This window comes from Faecalibacterium sp. HTF-F, from assembly GCF_023347535.1.
Taxonomy (GTDB): Bacteria; Bacillota; Clostridia; order Oscillospirales; family Ruminococcaceae; genus Faecalibacterium; species Faecalibacterium wellingii.
Genome location: NZ_CP094473.1, coordinates 30,282 through 47,224 on the forward strand (window position 1 = coordinate 30,282; position 16,943 = coordinate 47,224).

General features: G+C 58.8%; 13 protein-coding genes. 4 read left to right on the plus strand and 9 right to left on the minus strand.

The genetic code is table 11. From position 1 onward, the window contains the following. Positions 1-41 precede the first annotated feature (41 nt). Complete coding sequence (locus MTP37_RS00140) at positions 42-560, minus strand: gamma carbonic anhydrase family protein (RefSeq protein ID WP_249237660.1); 519 nt, start codon at positions 558-560, stop codon at positions 42-44. Between the two features lie 153 nt (positions 561-713). Between MTP37_RS00140 and MTP37_RS00145 the strand changes: the two genes are divergently transcribed. Beyond that, positions 714-1,997, plus strand: a complete 1,284-nt coding sequence (locus MTP37_RS00145) for a D-alanyl-D-alanine carboxypeptidase family protein (RefSeq protein WP_249237661.1) — start codon at positions 714-716, stop codon at positions 1,995-1,997. Between the two features lie 489 nt (positions 1,998-2,486). Here the strand turns inward: MTP37_RS00145 and MTP37_RS00150 are convergent, their stop codons facing one another. From MTP37_RS00150 to MTP37_RS00185, 8 genes are all read right to left on the minus strand, one after another. Further along, the gene (locus tag MTP37_RS00150; protein ID WP_249237662.1) at positions 2,487-2,840 is read right to left on the minus strand and encodes a PqqD family protein; all 354 of its coding nucleotides are present in this window, start codon (positions 2,838-2,840) and stop codon (positions 2,487-2,489) included. Continuing rightward, complete coding sequence (locus MTP37_RS00155; RefSeq protein ID WP_249237663.1) at positions 2,840-4,729, minus strand: OPT family oligopeptide transporter; 1,890 nt, start codon at positions 4,727-4,729, stop codon at positions 2,840-2,842. Before MTP37_RS00155 ends, MTP37_RS00150 begins: the two co-directional genes overlap by 1 nt. A gap of 450 nt (positions 4,730-5,179) precedes the next feature. Further along, positions 5,180-5,947 carry a biotin--[acetyl-CoA-carboxylase] ligase gene (locus tag MTP37_RS00160; RefSeq protein WP_249237664.1) on the minus strand — a complete coding sequence of 256 codons (768 nt, stop codon included), beginning with the start codon at positions 5,945-5,947 and terminating at the stop codon, positions 5,180-5,182. Continuing rightward, positions 5,944-6,435: a YfcE family phosphodiesterase gene (locus tag MTP37_RS00165; protein WP_249237665.1), complete on the minus strand. Its 492-nt coding sequence runs from the start codon at positions 6,433-6,435 to the stop codon at positions 5,944-5,946. Before MTP37_RS00165 ends, MTP37_RS00160 begins: the two co-directional genes overlap by 4 nt. Positions 6,436-6,468: 33 nt before the next feature. After that, on the minus strand, positions 6,469-7,326 hold the full coding sequence (gene rsmI, locus MTP37_RS00170) for a 16S rRNA (cytidine(1402)-2'-O)-methyltransferase (RefSeq protein ID WP_249237666.1): 858 nt from the start codon (positions 7,324-7,326) through the stop codon (positions 6,469-6,471). A gap of 44 nt (positions 7,327-7,370) precedes the next feature. Further along, on the minus strand, positions 7,371-8,045 hold the full coding sequence (locus MTP37_RS00175) for a tRNA1(Val) (adenine(37)-N6)-methyltransferase (RefSeq protein WP_249237667.1): 675 nt from the start codon (positions 8,043-8,045) through the stop codon (positions 7,371-7,373). A 139-nt stretch (positions 8,046-8,184) separates the two neighbouring features. Then, positions 8,185-8,352, minus strand: a complete 168-nt coding sequence (locus tag MTP37_RS00180; RefSeq protein ID WP_005937576.1) for a DUF362 domain-containing protein — start codon at positions 8,350-8,352, stop codon at positions 8,185-8,187. A gap of 286 nt (positions 8,353-8,638) precedes the next feature. Beyond that, a complete protein-coding gene (locus MTP37_RS00185; RefSeq protein ID WP_249237668.1) occupies positions 8,639-9,592 on the minus strand; it encodes a PSP1 domain-containing protein in 954 nt (317 codons plus the stop codon). Between the two features lie 411 nt (positions 9,593-10,003). Here MTP37_RS00185 and MTP37_RS00190 point away from each other — a divergent pair, with 411 nt between their 5' ends. The 3 genes from MTP37_RS00190 (at position 10,004) to galE (ending at position 16,901) form a co-directional block, all read left to right on the plus strand. Beyond that, positions 10,004-13,948, plus strand: a complete 3,945-nt coding sequence (locus MTP37_RS00190; RefSeq protein ID WP_249237669.1) for an efflux RND transporter permease subunit — start codon at positions 10,004-10,006, stop codon at positions 13,946-13,948. A gap of 423 nt (positions 13,949-14,371) precedes the next feature. Next, positions 14,372-15,445, plus strand: coding sequence for an aldose epimerase family protein (locus tag MTP37_RS00195; RefSeq protein ID WP_249237670.1), 1,074 nt, complete (start codon positions 14,372-14,374; stop codon positions 15,443-15,445). 430 nt (positions 15,446-15,875) lie between these two features. Continuing rightward, the gene (gene galE, locus MTP37_RS00200) at positions 15,876-16,901 is read left to right on the plus strand and encodes a UDP-glucose 4-epimerase GalE (RefSeq protein ID WP_249237671.1); all 1,026 of its coding nucleotides are present in this window, start codon (positions 15,876-15,878) and stop codon (positions 16,899-16,901) included. Positions 16,902-16,943: the final 42 nt, after the last annotated feature.

Here is a 16,943-nt window from a genome sequence, read left to right on the forward strand (position 1 = left end):
CAAGGGCTTTTTGTACAGTATACCATGGCTAAAAACGGGGGTCAATCCATTTTGCACTGTGCTGCGTGCACTCTGCCGTGCTCCACATAGTGGGCGGCGTTGTGCAGGTTGGCCTCGACCTGTGCGGGGCTCACCTGCTTGATGACCCTTGCGGGCACGCCCACGGCCACCGAGCCGTCCGGGATGACCATGCCCTCCGGCACCAGCGCACCTGCGCCGATGATGCAGTTTTTGCCCACGACGCAGTGGTTGAGCAGGGTGGCGTGCATTCCGATCAGGCTGCCATCCCCTACCGTGCATCCGTGCACCAGCGCACTGTGGCCCACAGTGACATTCCTGCCCAGCGTCACGGCCCCGCCCACATCGCAGTGCAGCACGGCATTGTCCTGCACGTTGGAGTTCTCGCCGATGATAAGCTGGCCGTCGTCGCCGCGCAGCACGGCACCGTACCACACCGTGGAACCGGCTTTGAGGATCACATCGCCCTGCACGGTGGCGTTGGGCGCAACGAACGCAGCCCCCTCGTTGCGGGGGACTTTTCCACAAAAAGACAGAAACATTGTTAAAAACCGCCTTTCTCTCTTTCTCTTTTGGCTGGTTTATGGTATTCTTTAAAGTAGTATAGCAAGCCAGAGCCTTTCCGGCAAGTAGGAGCTGTTTCAAAACAAAAATTTTTGCCGTGCGTCGGCAAGCAGATACAAGGGGGCACGCTCATGTTCAAAAACACCATCTTCCGCCGCATGACGGCGCTGGTGCTCACGCTGGCACTGGCCGCTGCTGCTGCACTGCCGGGCCTTGCGGTATATCCCATGCCCATCCAGACCGCCAGCGAGACCGAGGCGGTGTACCTGTTCAACGCCGACACCGGCAAGACCATCCTGAACCAGAACGCCGGCCAGCAGCAGTATGTTGCCAGCCTGACCAAGCTCATGACGGCCCTGCTGCTGCTGGAAAGCGGCAAGGACTTGAACGGTGAAGTGACCGTGCCCACCGCGCTGACCCAGGAGTTCCGGGATATCCAGAACGCCAACGGCACCACCATGGGCCTGCGCATCGGCGAGACGGTGCGCCGCATCGACCTGCTGAACGCCATGCTCATCGTCAGCGCCAACGATGCCGCCAGCGTCATTGCCTACGATGTGGGCGGCAGCGTGCTGGATTTCGTCAAGCAGATGAACGCCCGTGCCCAGGAGCTGGGCTGCACCGGCACGAACTTTACCTGTGCCCACGGCCTGTTTGACTACGGCAACGTGTCCACCGCGCAGGATCTGGCAAAGATCGCCGCCGCCTGTGCGGCAAACCAGACCTTTGCACAGGTGGCGGGCACCGCCAGCTATGTGCTGCCGGCCACTAACCTCCGCAAGGCTGAGCACACCATCAGCAGCTCCAACAGCCTGATGAACAGCGAGAGCGCCAACTACCGGGAGTATGTCCGGTGGGTCAAGGGCGGCTTTACCACGCTGGCAGGCCGCTGCATCGTTGCCTTTGCGGAAAAGGACGGACACACCTACGGGCTGGTGATCCTTGGCTGCGATACGCCGGACCACCTCTTTGCCGAGTGCGATGATCTGTTCGACTGGGCCTTTGAGAGCTTTGCGGATCGTCCGCTGGTGGACACCCAGACCGAGATCACCACCGTGGCGCTGACCAAGTGCCGCACCGAACCGACGGTGGCGCTGTATGCCGCTGCGCCGGTCAGCGGCTACGGCCACGCGGACGATATCGTTACCTACTCCTTCGACCTGCCGGAGAGCATTGCGGCCACCGTCAAGAGCGGCAGTGTGGTGGGTACAGCCACCGTGTATCTGGACGGCGATGAAGTGGGCACGGTGGATCTTGTGACCCACCGGGAGTACGTCTCCGACTTCCGCACCGACATGAAGGCAACGGCGCTTCTGCTGTGCGCACTGGTGCTCATCCTGTTTGCAATGATGGTGCTCACGCTTGCGGCCGGCGGCGGTTCGCTGAGTCTCAAAAAGAGAAAACGCCGCAGATAAAGTGCATGGGCTTGACAATTTTGGAAAATAAGCTATACTGAAAATACAAAGGCGCTGGCCCACAAACGGCTAGCTCCTTACCATACTAGTCAAAAAGAAAAATGACCGGTCGTGTTGGGGAACAAGAGGCGGTCATTTTTTCTTTTTGTCATCACTGTGAGAAACAGTCCATGTAATTTCAAACGTAACGTAGATCGCCCCGCCAAGAAGCGTGAGCAGAAGCACGACCTGTTCAAACGTCATGGTGCATCCCCCCTTCCTGCCCTTGGGCAAAACCGGGGGTGCGAAAGATCCAAAGAAAAAATCGCCTTGCCCGGCGCGCATAGGTGCCGGTAAGGAACAGCCGCCTGCGTTTTGGGACACAGCGCCTTCGTGCCGCAGATGCGGCAATTACAGAATACCACAGCAAACTGCAAAAAACAATAAAGAACAGCGAAAAAGCGGCGCTCAGTGCCTTGCAACAGGCTCTGAGCGCCGCTTCTTTTGCGCTTATTGGTTGAGGAACTTGATAAAGTGATAAGATTCCACGATCTGGAAATACTTGATGATGCGCGGGTACAGGGGTTCGGCCTTTTCGCCGAACTGCTGCTTCATGCAGTCAGCAAGCTGTGCAACGGTCTTCCGGCCATCGATCAGCGGCCACAGGTAGCTGCCGGTCTCGTCCAGATGCACCTGTGTGGTGCGCGGTTTATGGAACACTTTTTGCGCGATCGTATTGAACACACCGGTGTTCTCCACCTCAAGGGTGATAAGGCCGGTGGCTTCATCTGTGTGCCAGCGCAGGGTCTCCGCCCGCTGCGGGATAAGATCCAGATAATTGATGGACTGCTTTTTCTTATTCATCAGTTCTTCTTTTTCTTCATGGAGAAGGCCAGCAGGCATGCGATCATCACGATCATCAGAACCACGCCGCCAATGTTGCCCAGATCAATGCTCAGGGCAGTGCTGATGCCGAATACGGCAAAGATGGCCAGCAGGATGCCCACAAGGCCCTCGCCTGCGATCATACCTGCGCAGAACAGGGTGCCGCGGGTGGTCTGCTCTTCCTTGAGCTTCGCGTCAACATTCTTGCGGCTGTCCATGAACCAGCGCACAACACCGCCGATCATGATGGAGGTGTTCAGGTAGATGGGCAGGTACAGGCCGATGGCAAAGGGCATCACGGGGATGCGCAGGACCTCCAGAGCAATGGCAAGGAACACACCGGTGAACACCAGGTTCCAGGGCAGGTTGCCGCCCATGATGCCCTCGACGATCATCTTCATCAGGGTAGCCTGCGGTGCGGGGACCTCGGCACCGCCGTAGCCCCATGCGCTGTCCAGCAGGTACAGCACACCGCCGATGGCCAGACCGGCGGCAATAACGCCGATCAGCTCACCGATCTGCTGCTTGACCGGGGTCGCACCCAGCAGGTAGCCGGTCTTCAGGTCCTGAGAGGTATCCGCAGCAATGGCAGCGCAGATGCAGATGACAGAGGCGATGGCCATGGAGCCGATCATGCCCTCGATGCCAACGTTGCCGGTGGCCTTCAGGATCATGGTAGCGATCAGCAGGGTGGCAATGGTCATGCCGGAGACCGGGTTGTTGGAGCTGCCGATCATGCCGACCATACGTGCAGAGACGGTGGAGAAGAAGAAGCCGAAGATGACGATCAGCAGAGCACCCAGCGGGCTGACGGGGATGGCCGGAGCCAGCCAGATGATGAGGATGATGAGCAGGATGCCGCCCAGAATAAAGGGCATGGGCATGTCCTTATCGGTGCGGGAGGTGCCGGAAGCGCTGCCGCCCTTCATGCTCTTCATGGCGTCGCGGAAGGTGGATACGATCAGGGGCAGGCTCTTGATCAGCGAAATGATACCGCCGGTAGCAATGGCGCCTGCGCCGATATACTTGACGTAGTTGGACCAGATAGCGTCTGCACCGCCTGCTGCATACAGATCAGCAATGGTGGTGCCGGCTGCTGCCGGGTACAGGGAAATGTTTGCGCCGAACAGGCAGATCAGCGGGATGATGACCATCCAGCCTACCAGAGAACCGGCAAACATATAAGAAGCGGTCTTGGGGCCGACGATATAGCCCACGCCCAGCAGAGCAGGGTATACTTCCATGCCCAGAGCACCCTTGAAGGAGCTGAAGGCCATGGCAATGTCGGAGGGAATCATCTTCAGGCCATCGACGATGAACTTGAAGATGGCTGCCAGACCCATGCCGGAGAACACGGTGGAGGCGTTTGCACCGCCCTCTTCACCGGCCAGCAGAACGTCTGCACAGGCGGTGCCTTCCGGATACAGCAGGGTGGCGTGTTCCTTGACGATCAGGGCGTTGCGCAGGGGCACCATGAACAGAACGCCCAGAATGCCGCCGCACAGGGCGATCAAGGTGATCTCCAGGATGCTGGGCTTGTCGCACAGGCCCTCTTTTGCCCACAGGAACAGTGCGGGCATGGTGAAGATGGCACCGGCGGCCAGGCTCTCGCCTGCGGAACCGATGGTCTGCACCATGTTGCTCTCCAGAATGGAGTTCTTCTTGAGCAGGACGCGGATCACGCCCATAGAAATGACTGCTGCCGGGATGGAGGCAGAAACAGTCATGCCGACGCGCAGGCCCAGATAGGCATTTGCAGCGCCGAAGACCACAGACAGGATGATGCCCATGATCACAGAGGTCGCCGTCATTTCTGCGGTGATCTTTTCCGCAGGAATATACGGCTTGAAGGATTCTTGATCTTTCATGCTTGCACTCCTTGCGACAATACAAGCGCCTTGCTTTTGGGGGCAGGGCGCTTGTGCTGTCCGTTTTCCGATTTCCTAAACACGCGCATCCCATCCAAAAGGACGCGCTGGCACGTACTCCATTATACTAAAGTATGACTGAATTGGCAACTGGAAATGTACACAAGAAATTTACAAAAAATTCGTTTATTCAAGCATTTTGCGGGAAATTCGGGCAAAAGCGTGCAAAAAGATTCCATATGATTCCAAAACTGTACGCACGTGGAGAACAGCTTTGCAGGAAAAGAATGCCTTTTAACAGCGTGCGCGCCTGTCCGGAGGATAGCAAAAAGCTCCCCCTTCGGGGGAGCTGGCAAAACCGTCAGGTTTTGACTGAGAGGGTTTGCCTATCGCGGCGGTCCTGCGCCCTCATCAGTTTCCTGCGGTGATATTTTATGATAAAGAGCGCTTTTACACGGCCCCATAGATGCCGTGCACCGACACTTCGCCGGTGAACACATGCACTTCGCCGCTGTCGGTGCGCACCACCAGGCGGCCCTCTTCGTCCACATCGACGGCTTCACCGGCCCCCTGCCTGCCGTCCGGCAGGTCAAAGGTGACCCGGCGGCCCAGATTGACGCAGGCGGCCTTGTATTCCTCCCGGAAAGGGGCAAAGCCGTCCCGGGCAAACTGGTACAGATTGCGGTCAAAGCCAAAGTCGGTCAGGCCCTCGGCCAGCCATGCGGGGTCGGTGGAAAGGTCCACCTTTGCCCCCTGCAGTTCCAGCGAGGTGCCGTTGGGCAGGCCGGCGGCGTCAAAGTAGCTCTGGGGCTGGGCAAGATTGATGCCGATGCCGCACAGGATGCCCCGGCCCTGCTGCTGGTAGCCGTAGCTCACACTCTCGCACAGGATGCCCACGATCTTTTTGCCGTTCAGCAGCAGATCGTTGGGCCACTTGATCTGGCAGTCCACGCCGTAGCGCAGCCTGAGCTGGGTGCGCACGGCCAGACTGGCCAGCAGCGGCAGGGTGGCAGGCTGGGCCAGCGGCTCCCGGATGGCAACTGTATAATACAGGGCCTTGCCCTCGGCGTTCACCCAGCTGCGGCCCAGACGGCCCCGGCCTGCGGTCTGGTTCTCGGTATACACCGCGCCCACCGGGCCGAACTCCTCAAAATGCTCCTTCACGTAAGCGTTGGTGCTGCCGCATTCCGGCAGATAGCGCACCTCATTGATGCTCATTGTTTGGGTACCTCTTTGTGTTCATAGGCGGTCACTTTGCCTCCGTCCAGCGTCAGGATGCCGTAGGTGTCCGGCCCGGTGTAGCACCGGCCGCAGGAGCCGGGGTTGAACAGGAACACCCCGCTGCGGGTCTCTGCATGGGGGATGTGGGTGTGGCCGAACAGCGCCACCTCGGCACCCCGGGCAGATGCGGCGTCTGCCAGCGTATCCAGATCGTATTTTACACCGTACATATGACCATGGGTGTAAAAGATCACCACGCCGTCAAAGGCGGCAAGGCCGTCGGTGGGTTCCAGTGCGCCGTAATCGCAGTTGCCGGCCACCGAGTAGGCCCGCAGCTTGGGGTACAGCGTCAGGGCCAGTTCCAGATCCCGCAGGCCGTCGCCAAGAAAGATCAGGGCATCGATGTTTTTGCTCTCTTTCATCAGCACACGCTCAATGGCGGTGCGTCCGCCGTGGCTGTCGCTCAAAACCAGAAGTTTTGTCACAAAAAGGGTCCTCCTCTGTTTACCAGTTACGTATCATTCCTCTGCCTGCTGGCCCTGTTGCAATACCAGCAGCTGCTTGTACACTTCGCTCTTGGAATAGGGCGTGCCCTGCGCCGCCGCCTTGGCCGCTGCGGTGGGGCCAAAGCCCTGCCCGGTCAGTTCCAGCGCCCGCTGCGCTGCCTGCTCCAGCGTCAGCTCCTGCTCCGGGTCGGCAGTCTCCGGTGCACCGGCCATCACCAGCACGTATTCCCCCCGGGGCTCGTTGGCTTTGTAGTGCTCCACCGCCTCGCCGAGGGTGGTCTTCCAGATATCCTCATGGAGCTTGGTCAGCTCCCGGCACAGGGTGATGCTGCGGTCGGCACCGAAAGCGTTGGTCAGATCGTCCAGCGTGGTGCGCAGTTTGTGGGGGGCTTCGTAGAAGATGGTGGTGCGCTTTTCCTGCAAAAGCTCGGCCAGCCGCTCTTTTTTCTGTTTGCGGTTCACGGGCAGAAAGCCCTCGAACACCCAGCGGGAGGTGTCCTGCCCGGACACGGCCAGCGCGGTGACGCAGGCAGAGGCCGCCGGTACCGGCACCACTTTGATGCCCCGGGCCAGCGCGTCCCGCACGATCACCTCGCCCGGGTCGGAGACGCAGGGCATTCCCGCATCACTGCACAGCGCGCAGCTCTCGCCCGCCTCAATGCGGCGCAGGATGCCCTCGCCCTTCTGCAGGGCGTGCTCATAGTAGCTGACCATGGGCTTTTTCAGGCCCAGAAAGTTCAGCAGTTTCATGGTCACACGGGTGTCCTCGGCGGCAATGAAGTCGGCCGCGCCAAAGGTGGCTGCCACCCGGGGCGGCATATCGTCCAGGTTGCCGATGGGCGTTGCCACGATATAAAGAGTTCCTGCCATAGTTACCTCCTGAAGATGATCCTCTCGGCCTGATCCGCAGCTCGTCATCTGCCATATAACGCCGCACCGGCGCTGATCAACACATCCGGCTCCACCCGCAGGCCGGTTTTGCGGTTCTTCTGCGCTTCCACAAGGAAGAGCCATGGCACGCCGTCTGCCCTGTTCTTTACAAAGGCCAGCCGCTTGGGTTCCAGCCGGTGGGCCCGCAGCACCGCCAGCACCTCCGCCAGCCGTTCCGGCCGGTGGCAGAGGGAAAAGCGTCCGCCGTCCTTCAGCAGACGGAAGGCGCACCCGCACACATCGTCCAGTGTGCAGGTGTTCTCGTGCCGGGCAAGGGCGTGGGCCGCATTTTGGCTCTGGGGTCCATCCGTGAAGTAGGGCGGATTGCACGCACACACGTCAAAACTGCCCTCGCCCTGCCGGAAAGTGCGCAGGTCGGCACAGACCGGCGTGAGATGCCCGATGTCCTGCTCTTCTACTGCGGCGGAAAGCAGGGCGCTGCCCTCCGGCTGCAGCTCCAGCCCGATGCAGGGGCCCCGGTGGCCCCGGTCGTGCCATTCCAGCGCCACGATGCCGCAGCCGGAGCACAGGTCTGCGGCCTTCTGGGCACGCTTCGGCTCACAAAAACGGGCCAGCAGCAGCGCGTCCGAGCCGAAACGATGCTCCGGCGAGCAATATACCATAGTTCTATTATACAAGACTTCGGTAGAATGTTCCATAGATAAGTGCGCCTGACCCTCTCAAAAAAATAGGTGGAATTGCCTGTGGAATTTGTGCGAATTACTGCAAAACAAAAAGCAGCAGACCTGCTTTGGACAGGCCTGCTGCTCTTGAAGCGTTTTTGTGCCGCTGCTAAAATTATTCAGCAGTGATAGCACCGGTGGGGCAAGCGCCCTCGCAAGCGCCGCAGTCGATGCAAGCGTCTGCGTTCACAGATGCAACACCGTCAACGGTGATAGCGCCAACCGGGCAAGCGCCCTCGCAAGCGCCGCAGCCAACACATGCGTCAGAAACCTTGTGTGCCATAATAAACTCTCCTTTTTATCTCCGTGCCCGAAGTATTGTATGAAGAGTCATGTATGGCACGGCTGTGCATGTCTCTCCGGAAATCATATCCTTGACTGCATTCTAACAAAGCAGGTGAGAAAAGGCAAGACTAACCGTGGCCCAAAAAACACAAAAGTCTGTTTTTTGTTGGGTTGCACAAAAGCACAGGCTAACTTATGGACAAATTTGCAGGAGTTTTTTGGCAAAAATCACGAAGAATAGTTAGTTTTAGCATACTAACCCCTCGGAGCCTCCGGCGCGGCTCTCACTCCTTTTCGGCAGGGCGCTTTCTGGCACAGCAGCCGCCAGCGCAGCGCTTTTCCCCCTCGTCGGAGGAAGCCACCACCGGTGCCGGGTTGCGCACGCCGGAGTAATCGTCCTCCGGGTCCGGGCGGCGGGGCGCACGCTTGCCGCCGCTGACATACTCACACACGCCTACCTTGTAGTACCGGGGCGAAAGGCTCTCAGTGCCGCAGCGCACCCGCAGGTAGCCGGATACCGGGTTCACTTCCAGCACGGTGCCAAGGCCGTCCGGCGTGCGCACGGTGCTGCCCACCATGGGCATGATGCTGTTCAGGTACTCGTAGGCGCTTTCCTCGTAGGCAAGGCAGCACATCAGCCGGCCGCAGGCACCGCTGATCTTGGTGGGGTTCAGCGAAAGGCCCTGCTCCTTTGCCATCTTGATGGACACGGGCTGGAAGTCCTTGAGGAAGCGGCTGCAGCAGAAGGGCTGGCCGCAGATGCCCAGACCGCCGATCATCTTGCTCTCGTCCCGCACGCCGATCTGGCGCAGCTCGATGCGGGTGTGGAAGATGCCGGCCAGATCCTTGACCAGCTCGCGGAAGTCCACCCGGCCGTCTGCAGTAAAGTAGAACATGATCTTGGAGCGGTCCAGCGTGTATTCCGCTTCCACCAGCTTCATTTCCAGGCCGTGGCGGGCGATGCACTCCTGACAGGTGTGGTAGGCGCGCTTTTCGTCCTCGCGGTTCTGGCGCATCCGGCGGATGTCCACGCTGTCGGCCATGCGGGTGATGGGCTTGAGGGCCTTGGGCACCGCTGCATCGGTGATCTCCCTCACCCCCTGCACCACCTCGCCGCACTCGATGCCGCGGGCAGTTTCCACAATGACGTATTCGCCGGTTTTGATGTCGGCCCCGGCGGGGTCGAAATAATAGCTTTTGCCGTTCTCTTTGAAACGGACGGAAATGACTTTTTTCATAGCGTTCCTCGTTTTTATCGGTCGAATCTATAGGATAAGGCCAGAAAAGGGCCTGCTGATCCATTCTGCATCTTAGTATAACATATTCAAATGCACATTTCCACGCAAAAAACAAAAAGCTGCTGCCGTGCGCCCTGCAGAAAATTTCTGCGGGGTGCAACAATCCGCCCGGCTGAGGCGTATCAATCGGGGGAGACAGACCGAATTTGGTTGCATCCGCTGCCGGAAAATGGAAAAACGGAAGGGTAATTGTTAAAATCCTGCGAAAGAATCTAAAGAATCACAAAAGAATCCTCCCCTGCCCTTGCAAGGCGGGGGCTTGTGTGTATAATAAAAATGTTGAAGTGTGGCCTTTCTGGAAAGAAAGCGGCTGCCCTGCTTTGCGGCACGGCAGAGAAATGGTAGGGAAAAATGGAAAAATTCAGTGTTAAAAAACCATTTACGGTGCTGGTGGCAGTCGTTATGGTTCTGATCCTGGGCTTTGTGGCAGTCACAAAGATGGATACGAACCTTTTGCCCAACGTCAGTACGCCGTATCTGATGGTGGTCACCGTGTATCCCGGCGCAAGTCCGGAGCGTGTGGAGAGTGAGGTCTCCGATGTTCTGGAAAATGCGCTCACCGTGCCGGGCGTGTCCGATATCACCGCAACATCGGCAGAAAACTACAGCCTGCTGCTGATGAAATTTGTGGACGATACCGACATGAACAGCGCGATGGTCAAGGTGTCCAACAAGCTGGATCAGGCCAAAAGCGACCTGCCGAGCACCTGCCTGACCCCCTCTGTCATTGAATACAGCCTGAACATGAACGCCTTTATGACGGTGGCCGTCAGCCGCGAAGGCGCGGACCAGTACGAGCTTTCGGAGTTCATCCAGAAAACGCTGGTGCCGGAGCTCCAGCGCAGGGGCGGTGTTTCCAGCGTTTCCTCCAGCGGTCTGGTGGATAAGATGGTTCAGGTGCAGCTGAATCAAGATAAGATCAACGATATCAACGCAAAGCTGCTGGAACTCATCGACACCCAGCTGGCGGCAGCCCGTGAGCAGCTGGAAGCTGCTGAGGCGCAGATCACCGCAGGCCGTAAAGAGTACGAAAAGCAGCTGAAAAACTTTGGCAATACGGTGTCCAACTCGGTCATGAGCCAGATGAGCACCGAGGTGGGTGCCGCAGTGGAAACGGTGCGCGCTCAGGCGCAGGCTTTGCTGGAAAGCGTCAACGACCTGATCGCCGTGGTCAAGGAGCCCGAGATCCAGCAGGCCCTTATCGAGGTGCGCGACGGCCTGCAGAAGGTGCTGGACAAGTTCAACGAGACCGGTATGCGGGACATCGATTCCCTCATCGATATCGTGGCAGAGCTGCGCACCATCACGGATAAGCTCACTGGCGCACTGCAGAAGCTGCAGGAGCGCATGAACACCGAGACCGGCACCGAGGGCAGCACGGCGGAAGATCTTGCCAATGAGATGCAGCTGCAGGAAAGCCTGAATGTGGTCTACAACGCGCTGGAAAGCACCATCAAGGCCATGGACAATGTGCCGCAGCTGATGAGCGAGTTCTCCGGCGCGCTGGGCAGCTTCTCCCAGCAGCAGCTCAATGCCTATATGCAGTTCACCGAAGCGCGTGAAATGCTGAACGAGTACGAAAAGCAGCTGGAGGCCGCCAAGGAAGAGTACGAGACGGCCAAGACCAATGCGCTGGCACAGGCCGATGTGGCAAAGCAGCTGGATATCGATACACTGGCCCAGCTCATCTACGCGCAGAACTTCTCCATGCCGGCCGGTTATGTGCCGGACAAGGACGGCGAGTCCTGGCTGCTGAAGGTGGGCGAAGAGTACGACAGCGTGGAGGACATCAGCGGTGCTCTGCTGCTGCATGTGGAGGGCTACGGAGACGTGCGCCTTTCCGATGTGGCGGATGTGGAGGTCATCGACAACTCTGCGGACAGCTACACCCGCCTGAACGGCGAAAAGGCATCCATCCTCAAAATTTATAAGAATGCGACCTCCAGTGCGGGCGAGGTCTCCAACAACTGCCTGACCGCCTTTGAACAGATGGAGAGCCGGTACGACGGCCTGCACATGGTGGTGCTGTCCAATCAGGGCAACTACATCACCATCGTCATCCAGAGCATCCTCACCAGCATGGTGGTGGGTGCCGCGCTGGCCATCATCGTGCTGGCCATCTTCCTCAAGGACGTCAAGCCCACCCTTGTGGTCGGCATCAGCATCCCGCTGTCCGTGCTGTTTGCGGTGGTGCTCATGTACTTTACGGGTCTGGACCTGAACGTGATGACTCTGGCCGGCCTGTCCCTTGGCATTGGTATGCTGGTGGACAACTCGGTGGTCGTCATTGAAAACATCTACCGCCTGCGCAGCCGCGGCGTGTCTGCGGCCCGCGCTGCCGTGCAGGGCACAAGGCAGGTGGGCATGTCGGTCGTGGCCTCCACCCTCACCTCGGTATGCGTGTTCCTGCCGGTGGTGTTCTCGGCCAGCCTCGTGCGCAGCCTGATGATGCCCATGTCCCTGTGCATCGGCTACTGCCTGATGGCTTCCCTCATCGTGGCGCTCACGGTGGTCCCGGCGGCAGCCTCCACCGTGCTGAAAAAGGCCGAGCCCAAGCGCCTTGTCTGGTTTGAAAAGGTGCAGGAAAAGTACGCCCATAGTCTGGAATGGTGCCTGCAGCATCGTGCCCTGCCCCTGATCGCGGCGGTGGTGCTGCTGGTGTTCAGCGGCTGGCAGGTGCTGAACATGGGCGTGGAGCTGCTGCCCAGCATCACCAGCAACGAGGCGCAGATCACCCTGTCCACCGCCGACGGCCTGACCAAGGAGGAATCCTATGCCATTGCGGGTCAGGTGGCAGAGGCGGCCCTGAATGTGGAAAACGTGGAAGAGGTGGGCATCACCACCGACACCAGCATGGCGGGTCTGGACATCAGCCAGCTGGGCCTGCCCACCGCTATCACCGATATCCTGAATGCCGCCAATGCCTACGGCAGATACAAGATCAATGTCATGATGAGCGAGAGCCTTTCCTCCCGTGAGGTGGAAAAGACCCGGCAGGCCATGGAGGATGCAGTGTCCCAGATCGAGAACTGCACCGCCGAGGTCAAGCTGTACGGCATGACCGACGATCTGACCAGCCAGCTGGCGACCGGCCTGTCGGTCAAGGTCTATGGCGCGGATGCCGAGACCCTGACCGCCGTCTCCGAAAAGGTGGTGGAGATGGTGAACGACACCGAGGGCTTTGCCAACGCGGACAACGGCCTTGGCAGCGGCGATGCCACCATCATCTTGAAGGTGGACCGCGACAAGGTGCGTGCCTACGGCCTGACCGTGGCGCAGGTGTATCAGCAGATCGCAGCCAAGCTGACCACCACCGCTACCGCCCAGACCCCCGTCACGGTGAACGGCACCACCATGGATGTGCAGATCACCAACAATCTGGACCCCGTCACCAAGGAAAATATGATGGAGCTCACCTTTGAGACCACCGAAATGTCGGCAGACGGCACTGTGACCAAGGGCACCTGCACCCTGAACGACATCGCCAGCTGGTCCACCGGCACTGCGCCGGATGCCATCACCAGCGAGAACCAGACCGAGTATGTCACCGTGACGGCAGATACGCTGAAGGGCTACAACACCATGGTGCAGTCCCGCGTGCTGCAGAAGAAGCTGGACGAGTACGCAGCCAGCGGCGAAATGCCGGAGGGCTGCAGCATCTCGCTGGGCGGCGAGACCGAGAGCACCGATTATATGGTGAACGAAATGGTGCAGTGGATGGCGCTGGCCCTGCCCTTTGTGTACCTTGTCATGGTGGCACAGTTCCAGAGCCTGCTGTCCCCCTTCATCGTGCTGTTCACGGTGCCGCTGGCCTTTACCGGCGGCCTGCTGGGCCTGCTGATCACCGGTCAGCAGCTGACCATGATCTCCCTGATGGGCTTCATCGTGCTGATGGGCACCGTTGTCAACAACGGCATCGTGTTCGTGGACTATGCAAACCAGCTGCGTCTGGGTGGCATGGAGCGCCGCGCCGCGCTGGTGGCCACCGGCAGGACCCGTATGCGCCCCATCCTCATGACCACCCTGACCACCGTGCTGGCCATGCTGCAGCTGGTGTTCAGCGGCGATATGGCAAGCCAGCTCATGAGCGGCATGGCCATCGTCATCATCTGCGGCCTGAGCTATGCCACCCTGATGACCCTGTATATCGTGCCGGTGCTGTATGACGTGATGTTCAAGAAGCCGCCGCTCAATGTGGATGTCGGCAGCGACGATGATCTGGACGATATCCCGGACGATGCGGCAGAGTTCATTGCGGCGCAGAAGTCTGCGGGCACCGCACAGCCGGAAGCCTGACGACAGGCGGAAGAATTATTTATAATAGAACAATGCCGGGCGGTCTGCGGACCGCCCGGCATTGCGTTTTCACGGGAAAGGCCGTAACGGCAAACGGCATTTGCTGACGCTGGCTCCCTGCGGGAGCATTCGCGTCAGCATGAAAATATGCTGTTGCCCTTACGTTTCGTCGCGCAAGCGACCGTAAATCGGCGTAACACTCAATCCACGCGAAAACGCTCTGCGAGGGAAGCACATCTTTCTGGCTGTATACCCCGTCAACTGAATAATTTCAACAAAAAATAGCTGGAAAAATTGGATTCAAATTCTAAAATTCGTTCCCCACAAAGATGTAAAACTGTGATATAATCATAAATAAGCTAGAATACAGTGGAAGTCTGTCTGACTGTATCTCCAAGTAAAATCTGAGGAGGCGAATGCCCAATGGCACAGATCCGCTCTAAGCCCTTCGGTGTGACCAGACAGGGCGCAAATGTTACAGAGTACATCCTTTCCAACCCCGGCGGCCTGACCGTGAGCGTCCTGGATTACGGATGCATCATTAAAAACATCATCGTTCCGGCCAAAAACGGCCCTGTGGATGTCGTTCTGGGCCATGACACCATGGCAGATTATGAGGATGACTTCACGTCCTCCGGCAGCACCTGCTGCGGTGCATTCGTAGGCCGCTATGCCAACCGCATCGAGAACGCGGTGTTCAGCGTGGGCGGCAAGACTTACCAGCTGGAAGCAAACAACGGCCCCAACCATCTGCATGGCTGCTTCTCCCGCAAGCTGTACCAGGTGAAGGCCTTTGGCGACACCCTGCTGATGGAGGCCGAGAGCCCGGACGGTGAGGACGGTTTCCCGGGAAACCTGAAGCTGGCGGTGCGCTACACCCTTACGGAGGACAATACCTTCCGCATGGATTATCGGGTGTCCTCCGATGCGGACACCATCGTGAACCTGACCAACCACAGCTACTTCAACCTGAACGGTGAGGGGGATGTTCTGGGCCAGAAGCTGCGCATCTATGCCTCCAACTATCTGGAGGGCAACAACCAGACCTGCCCCACCGGTGCCATCCTGCCGGTGGCGGATACGCCCATGGACTTTACCGAGGGCAAGCTCATCGGCCGGGACATCGACACCGGCTTTGCCCAGACCACTATGGTGGGCGGAGGCTACGACCACTGCTTTGTCATCGACCGCGCCCGGGGTTCCAGCCAGAGCATCTGTGCATGGGCCACCAGCGAAAAGACCGGCATCAGCATGAAGCTGTACACCACCCAGCCGGGCATCCAGCTGTACACCGGCAACTTCCTGCAGGAATGTCCCACCCCCGGCAAGGGCGGCGTGCCCATGCAGAAGTACGGCGGCTTTGCATTGGAGACCCAGCACTATCCCTGCAGCCCCTCGCACCCGGAGTTCCCCACCACTGTGCTGCGGGCGGGCAAGGTGTTCCGTGCCACCACCACCCTGCGGTTCTTCACCGGCAAGCAGTGCGGGAAACTTTAAAAATGATGCACCACACAAAAACGTCTGCTCCGGCAGGCGTTTTTTGCGTAAATGGAATTGCTTATAGCGGGCTCGCCCTCTCAGGCGCTGACGCGCCAGCTCTCCCAAAGGGAGAGCCCTTGGCAAAACCGGGAACTTTGCGTGGACTGCCAAAGGCTCCCACTTTGGGGGAGCTGGCATCGCGTAGCGATGCCTGAGAGGGCGAGGATGCCGCGCCATTTCTATGTTTTGCACAAACCGTGCCTTTTATCCATGACAAAATGCCAAAAAACGCTTTTGAATCAAAAACTCTAAAACAAATAAGCAACAAAAATGCATCCAAATAGAAAACACATCCCTTGATTCTGCCCGGCAAAAGAGGTATTCTTTAGGCAGAGCCGGAAACCCCGGCGTCAACTGTAATGTGAATGAGTGAGAGAGGTACTGGACTATGGCAATTTTGGTTTCCGGCGGCGCCGGTTATATCGGCAGCCACACCTGCATCGAGCTTCTGAACGCCGGCTACGACGTGGTCGTGGCAGATAACTATTACAACGCTTCCCCGGTGGTGCTGGACCGCGTCAAGCAGATCACCGGCAAGGACTTCCGCTTTTACAAGGCAGATATGACCCGGCACGAGGATGTGGAGAAGATCTTCTCTGAATGCCCGGACATTACTGCTGTGATCCAGTTTGCAGCCTACAAGGCTGTGGGCGAGAGCGTGTCCAAGCCCATCGAATACTACTATAACAACCTCAACTGCACGCTGGTCATTCTGGACGTGATGCGGAAGCACAACTGTCACAACTTCGTGTTCAGCTCCTCCGCCACCGTTTACGGCGACCCCGCCAGCGTGCCCATCACCGAGGACTTCCCCGTGGGTGCCACCACCAACCCCTACGGCACCACCAAAGCCTTCACCGAGCGCATCCTGACCGACGTCTGCAAGGCTGACCCCAGCCTGAACGTGGCCCTGCTGCGCTACTTCAACCCCATTGGTGCCCATAAGTCCGGCCTCATCGGCGAGGACCCCAACGGCATCCCCAACAACCTGATGCCCTACATCGCCAAGGTGGCTGTGGGCAAGCTGGAAAAGGTGCATGTCTTTGGCAACGACTACCCCACCCCGGACGGCACCGGCGTGCGCGATTACATCCACGTGGTGGATCTGGCCCGCGGCCATGTCTGCGCCATCCGGAAGCTGGAAACGAACTGCGGCCTGTTCATCTGCAATCTGGGCACCGGCAAGGGCTACAGCGTGCTGGACGTGATCCACGCCTTCTCCAAGGCCTGCGGCAAGGAGATCCCCTATGTGATCGACCCGCGCCGTCCCGGCGACATTGCCGAGTGCTATGCGGACCCCTCCAAGGCCAAGCGTGAGCTGGGCTGGGTGGCTCAGTACGGCATCGAGGAGATGTGCGCTGACAGCTGGAACTGGCAGAAGAACAACCCCGATGGCTACCACACCGTGAAGTAAACGCATAAACCTCCAAAGCCGTGCATTCTCTGAAAAAGAGGG

Excerpts from the sequence above, each read along its gene's own strand:
- MTP37_RS00140 (WP_249237660.1), bottom strand. The coding sequence starts at position 560 with ATGTTTCTGTCTTTTTGTGGAAAAGTCCCCCGCAACGAGGGGGCTGCG.
- MTP37_RS00145 (WP_249237661.1), top strand. The coding sequence starts at position 714 with ATGTTCAAAAACACCATCTTCCGCCGCATGACGGCGCTGGTGCTCACG.
- MTP37_RS00150 (WP_249237662.1), bottom strand. The coding sequence starts at position 2,840 with ATGAATAAGAAAAAGCAGTCCATCAATTATCTGGATCTTATCCCGCAG.
- MTP37_RS00155 (WP_249237663.1), bottom strand. The coding sequence starts at position 4,729 with ATGAAAGATCAAGAATCCTTCAAGCCGTATATTCCTGCGGAAAAGATC.
- MTP37_RS00160 (WP_249237664.1), bottom strand. The coding sequence starts at position 5,947 with ATGAGCATCAATGAGGTGCGCTATCTGCCGGAATGCGGCAGCACCAAC.
- rsmI (WP_249237666.1), bottom strand. The coding sequence starts at position 7,326 with ATGGCAGGAACTCTTTATATCGTGGCAACGCCCATCGGCAACCTGGAC.
- MTP37_RS00175 (WP_249237667.1), bottom strand. The coding sequence starts at position 8,045 with ATGGAACATTCTACCGAAGTCTTGTATAATAGAACTATGGTATATTGC.
- MTP37_RS00180 (WP_005937576.1), bottom strand. The coding sequence starts at position 8,352 with ATGGCACACAAGGTTTCTGACGCATGTGTTGGCTGCGGCGCTTGCGAG.
- MTP37_RS00185 (WP_249237668.1), bottom strand. The coding sequence starts at position 9,592 with ATGAAAAAAGTCATTTCCGTCCGTTTCAAAGAGAACGGCAAAAGCTAT.
- MTP37_RS00190 (WP_249237669.1), top strand. The coding sequence starts at position 10,004 with ATGGAAAAATTCAGTGTTAAAAAACCATTTACGGTGCTGGTGGCAGTC.
- MTP37_RS00195 (WP_249237670.1), top strand. The coding sequence starts at position 14,372 with ATGGCACAGATCCGCTCTAAGCCCTTCGGTGTGACCAGACAGGGCGCA.
- galE (WP_249237671.1), top strand. The coding sequence starts at position 15,876 with ATGGCAATTTTGGTTTCCGGCGGCGCCGGTTATATCGGCAGCCACACC.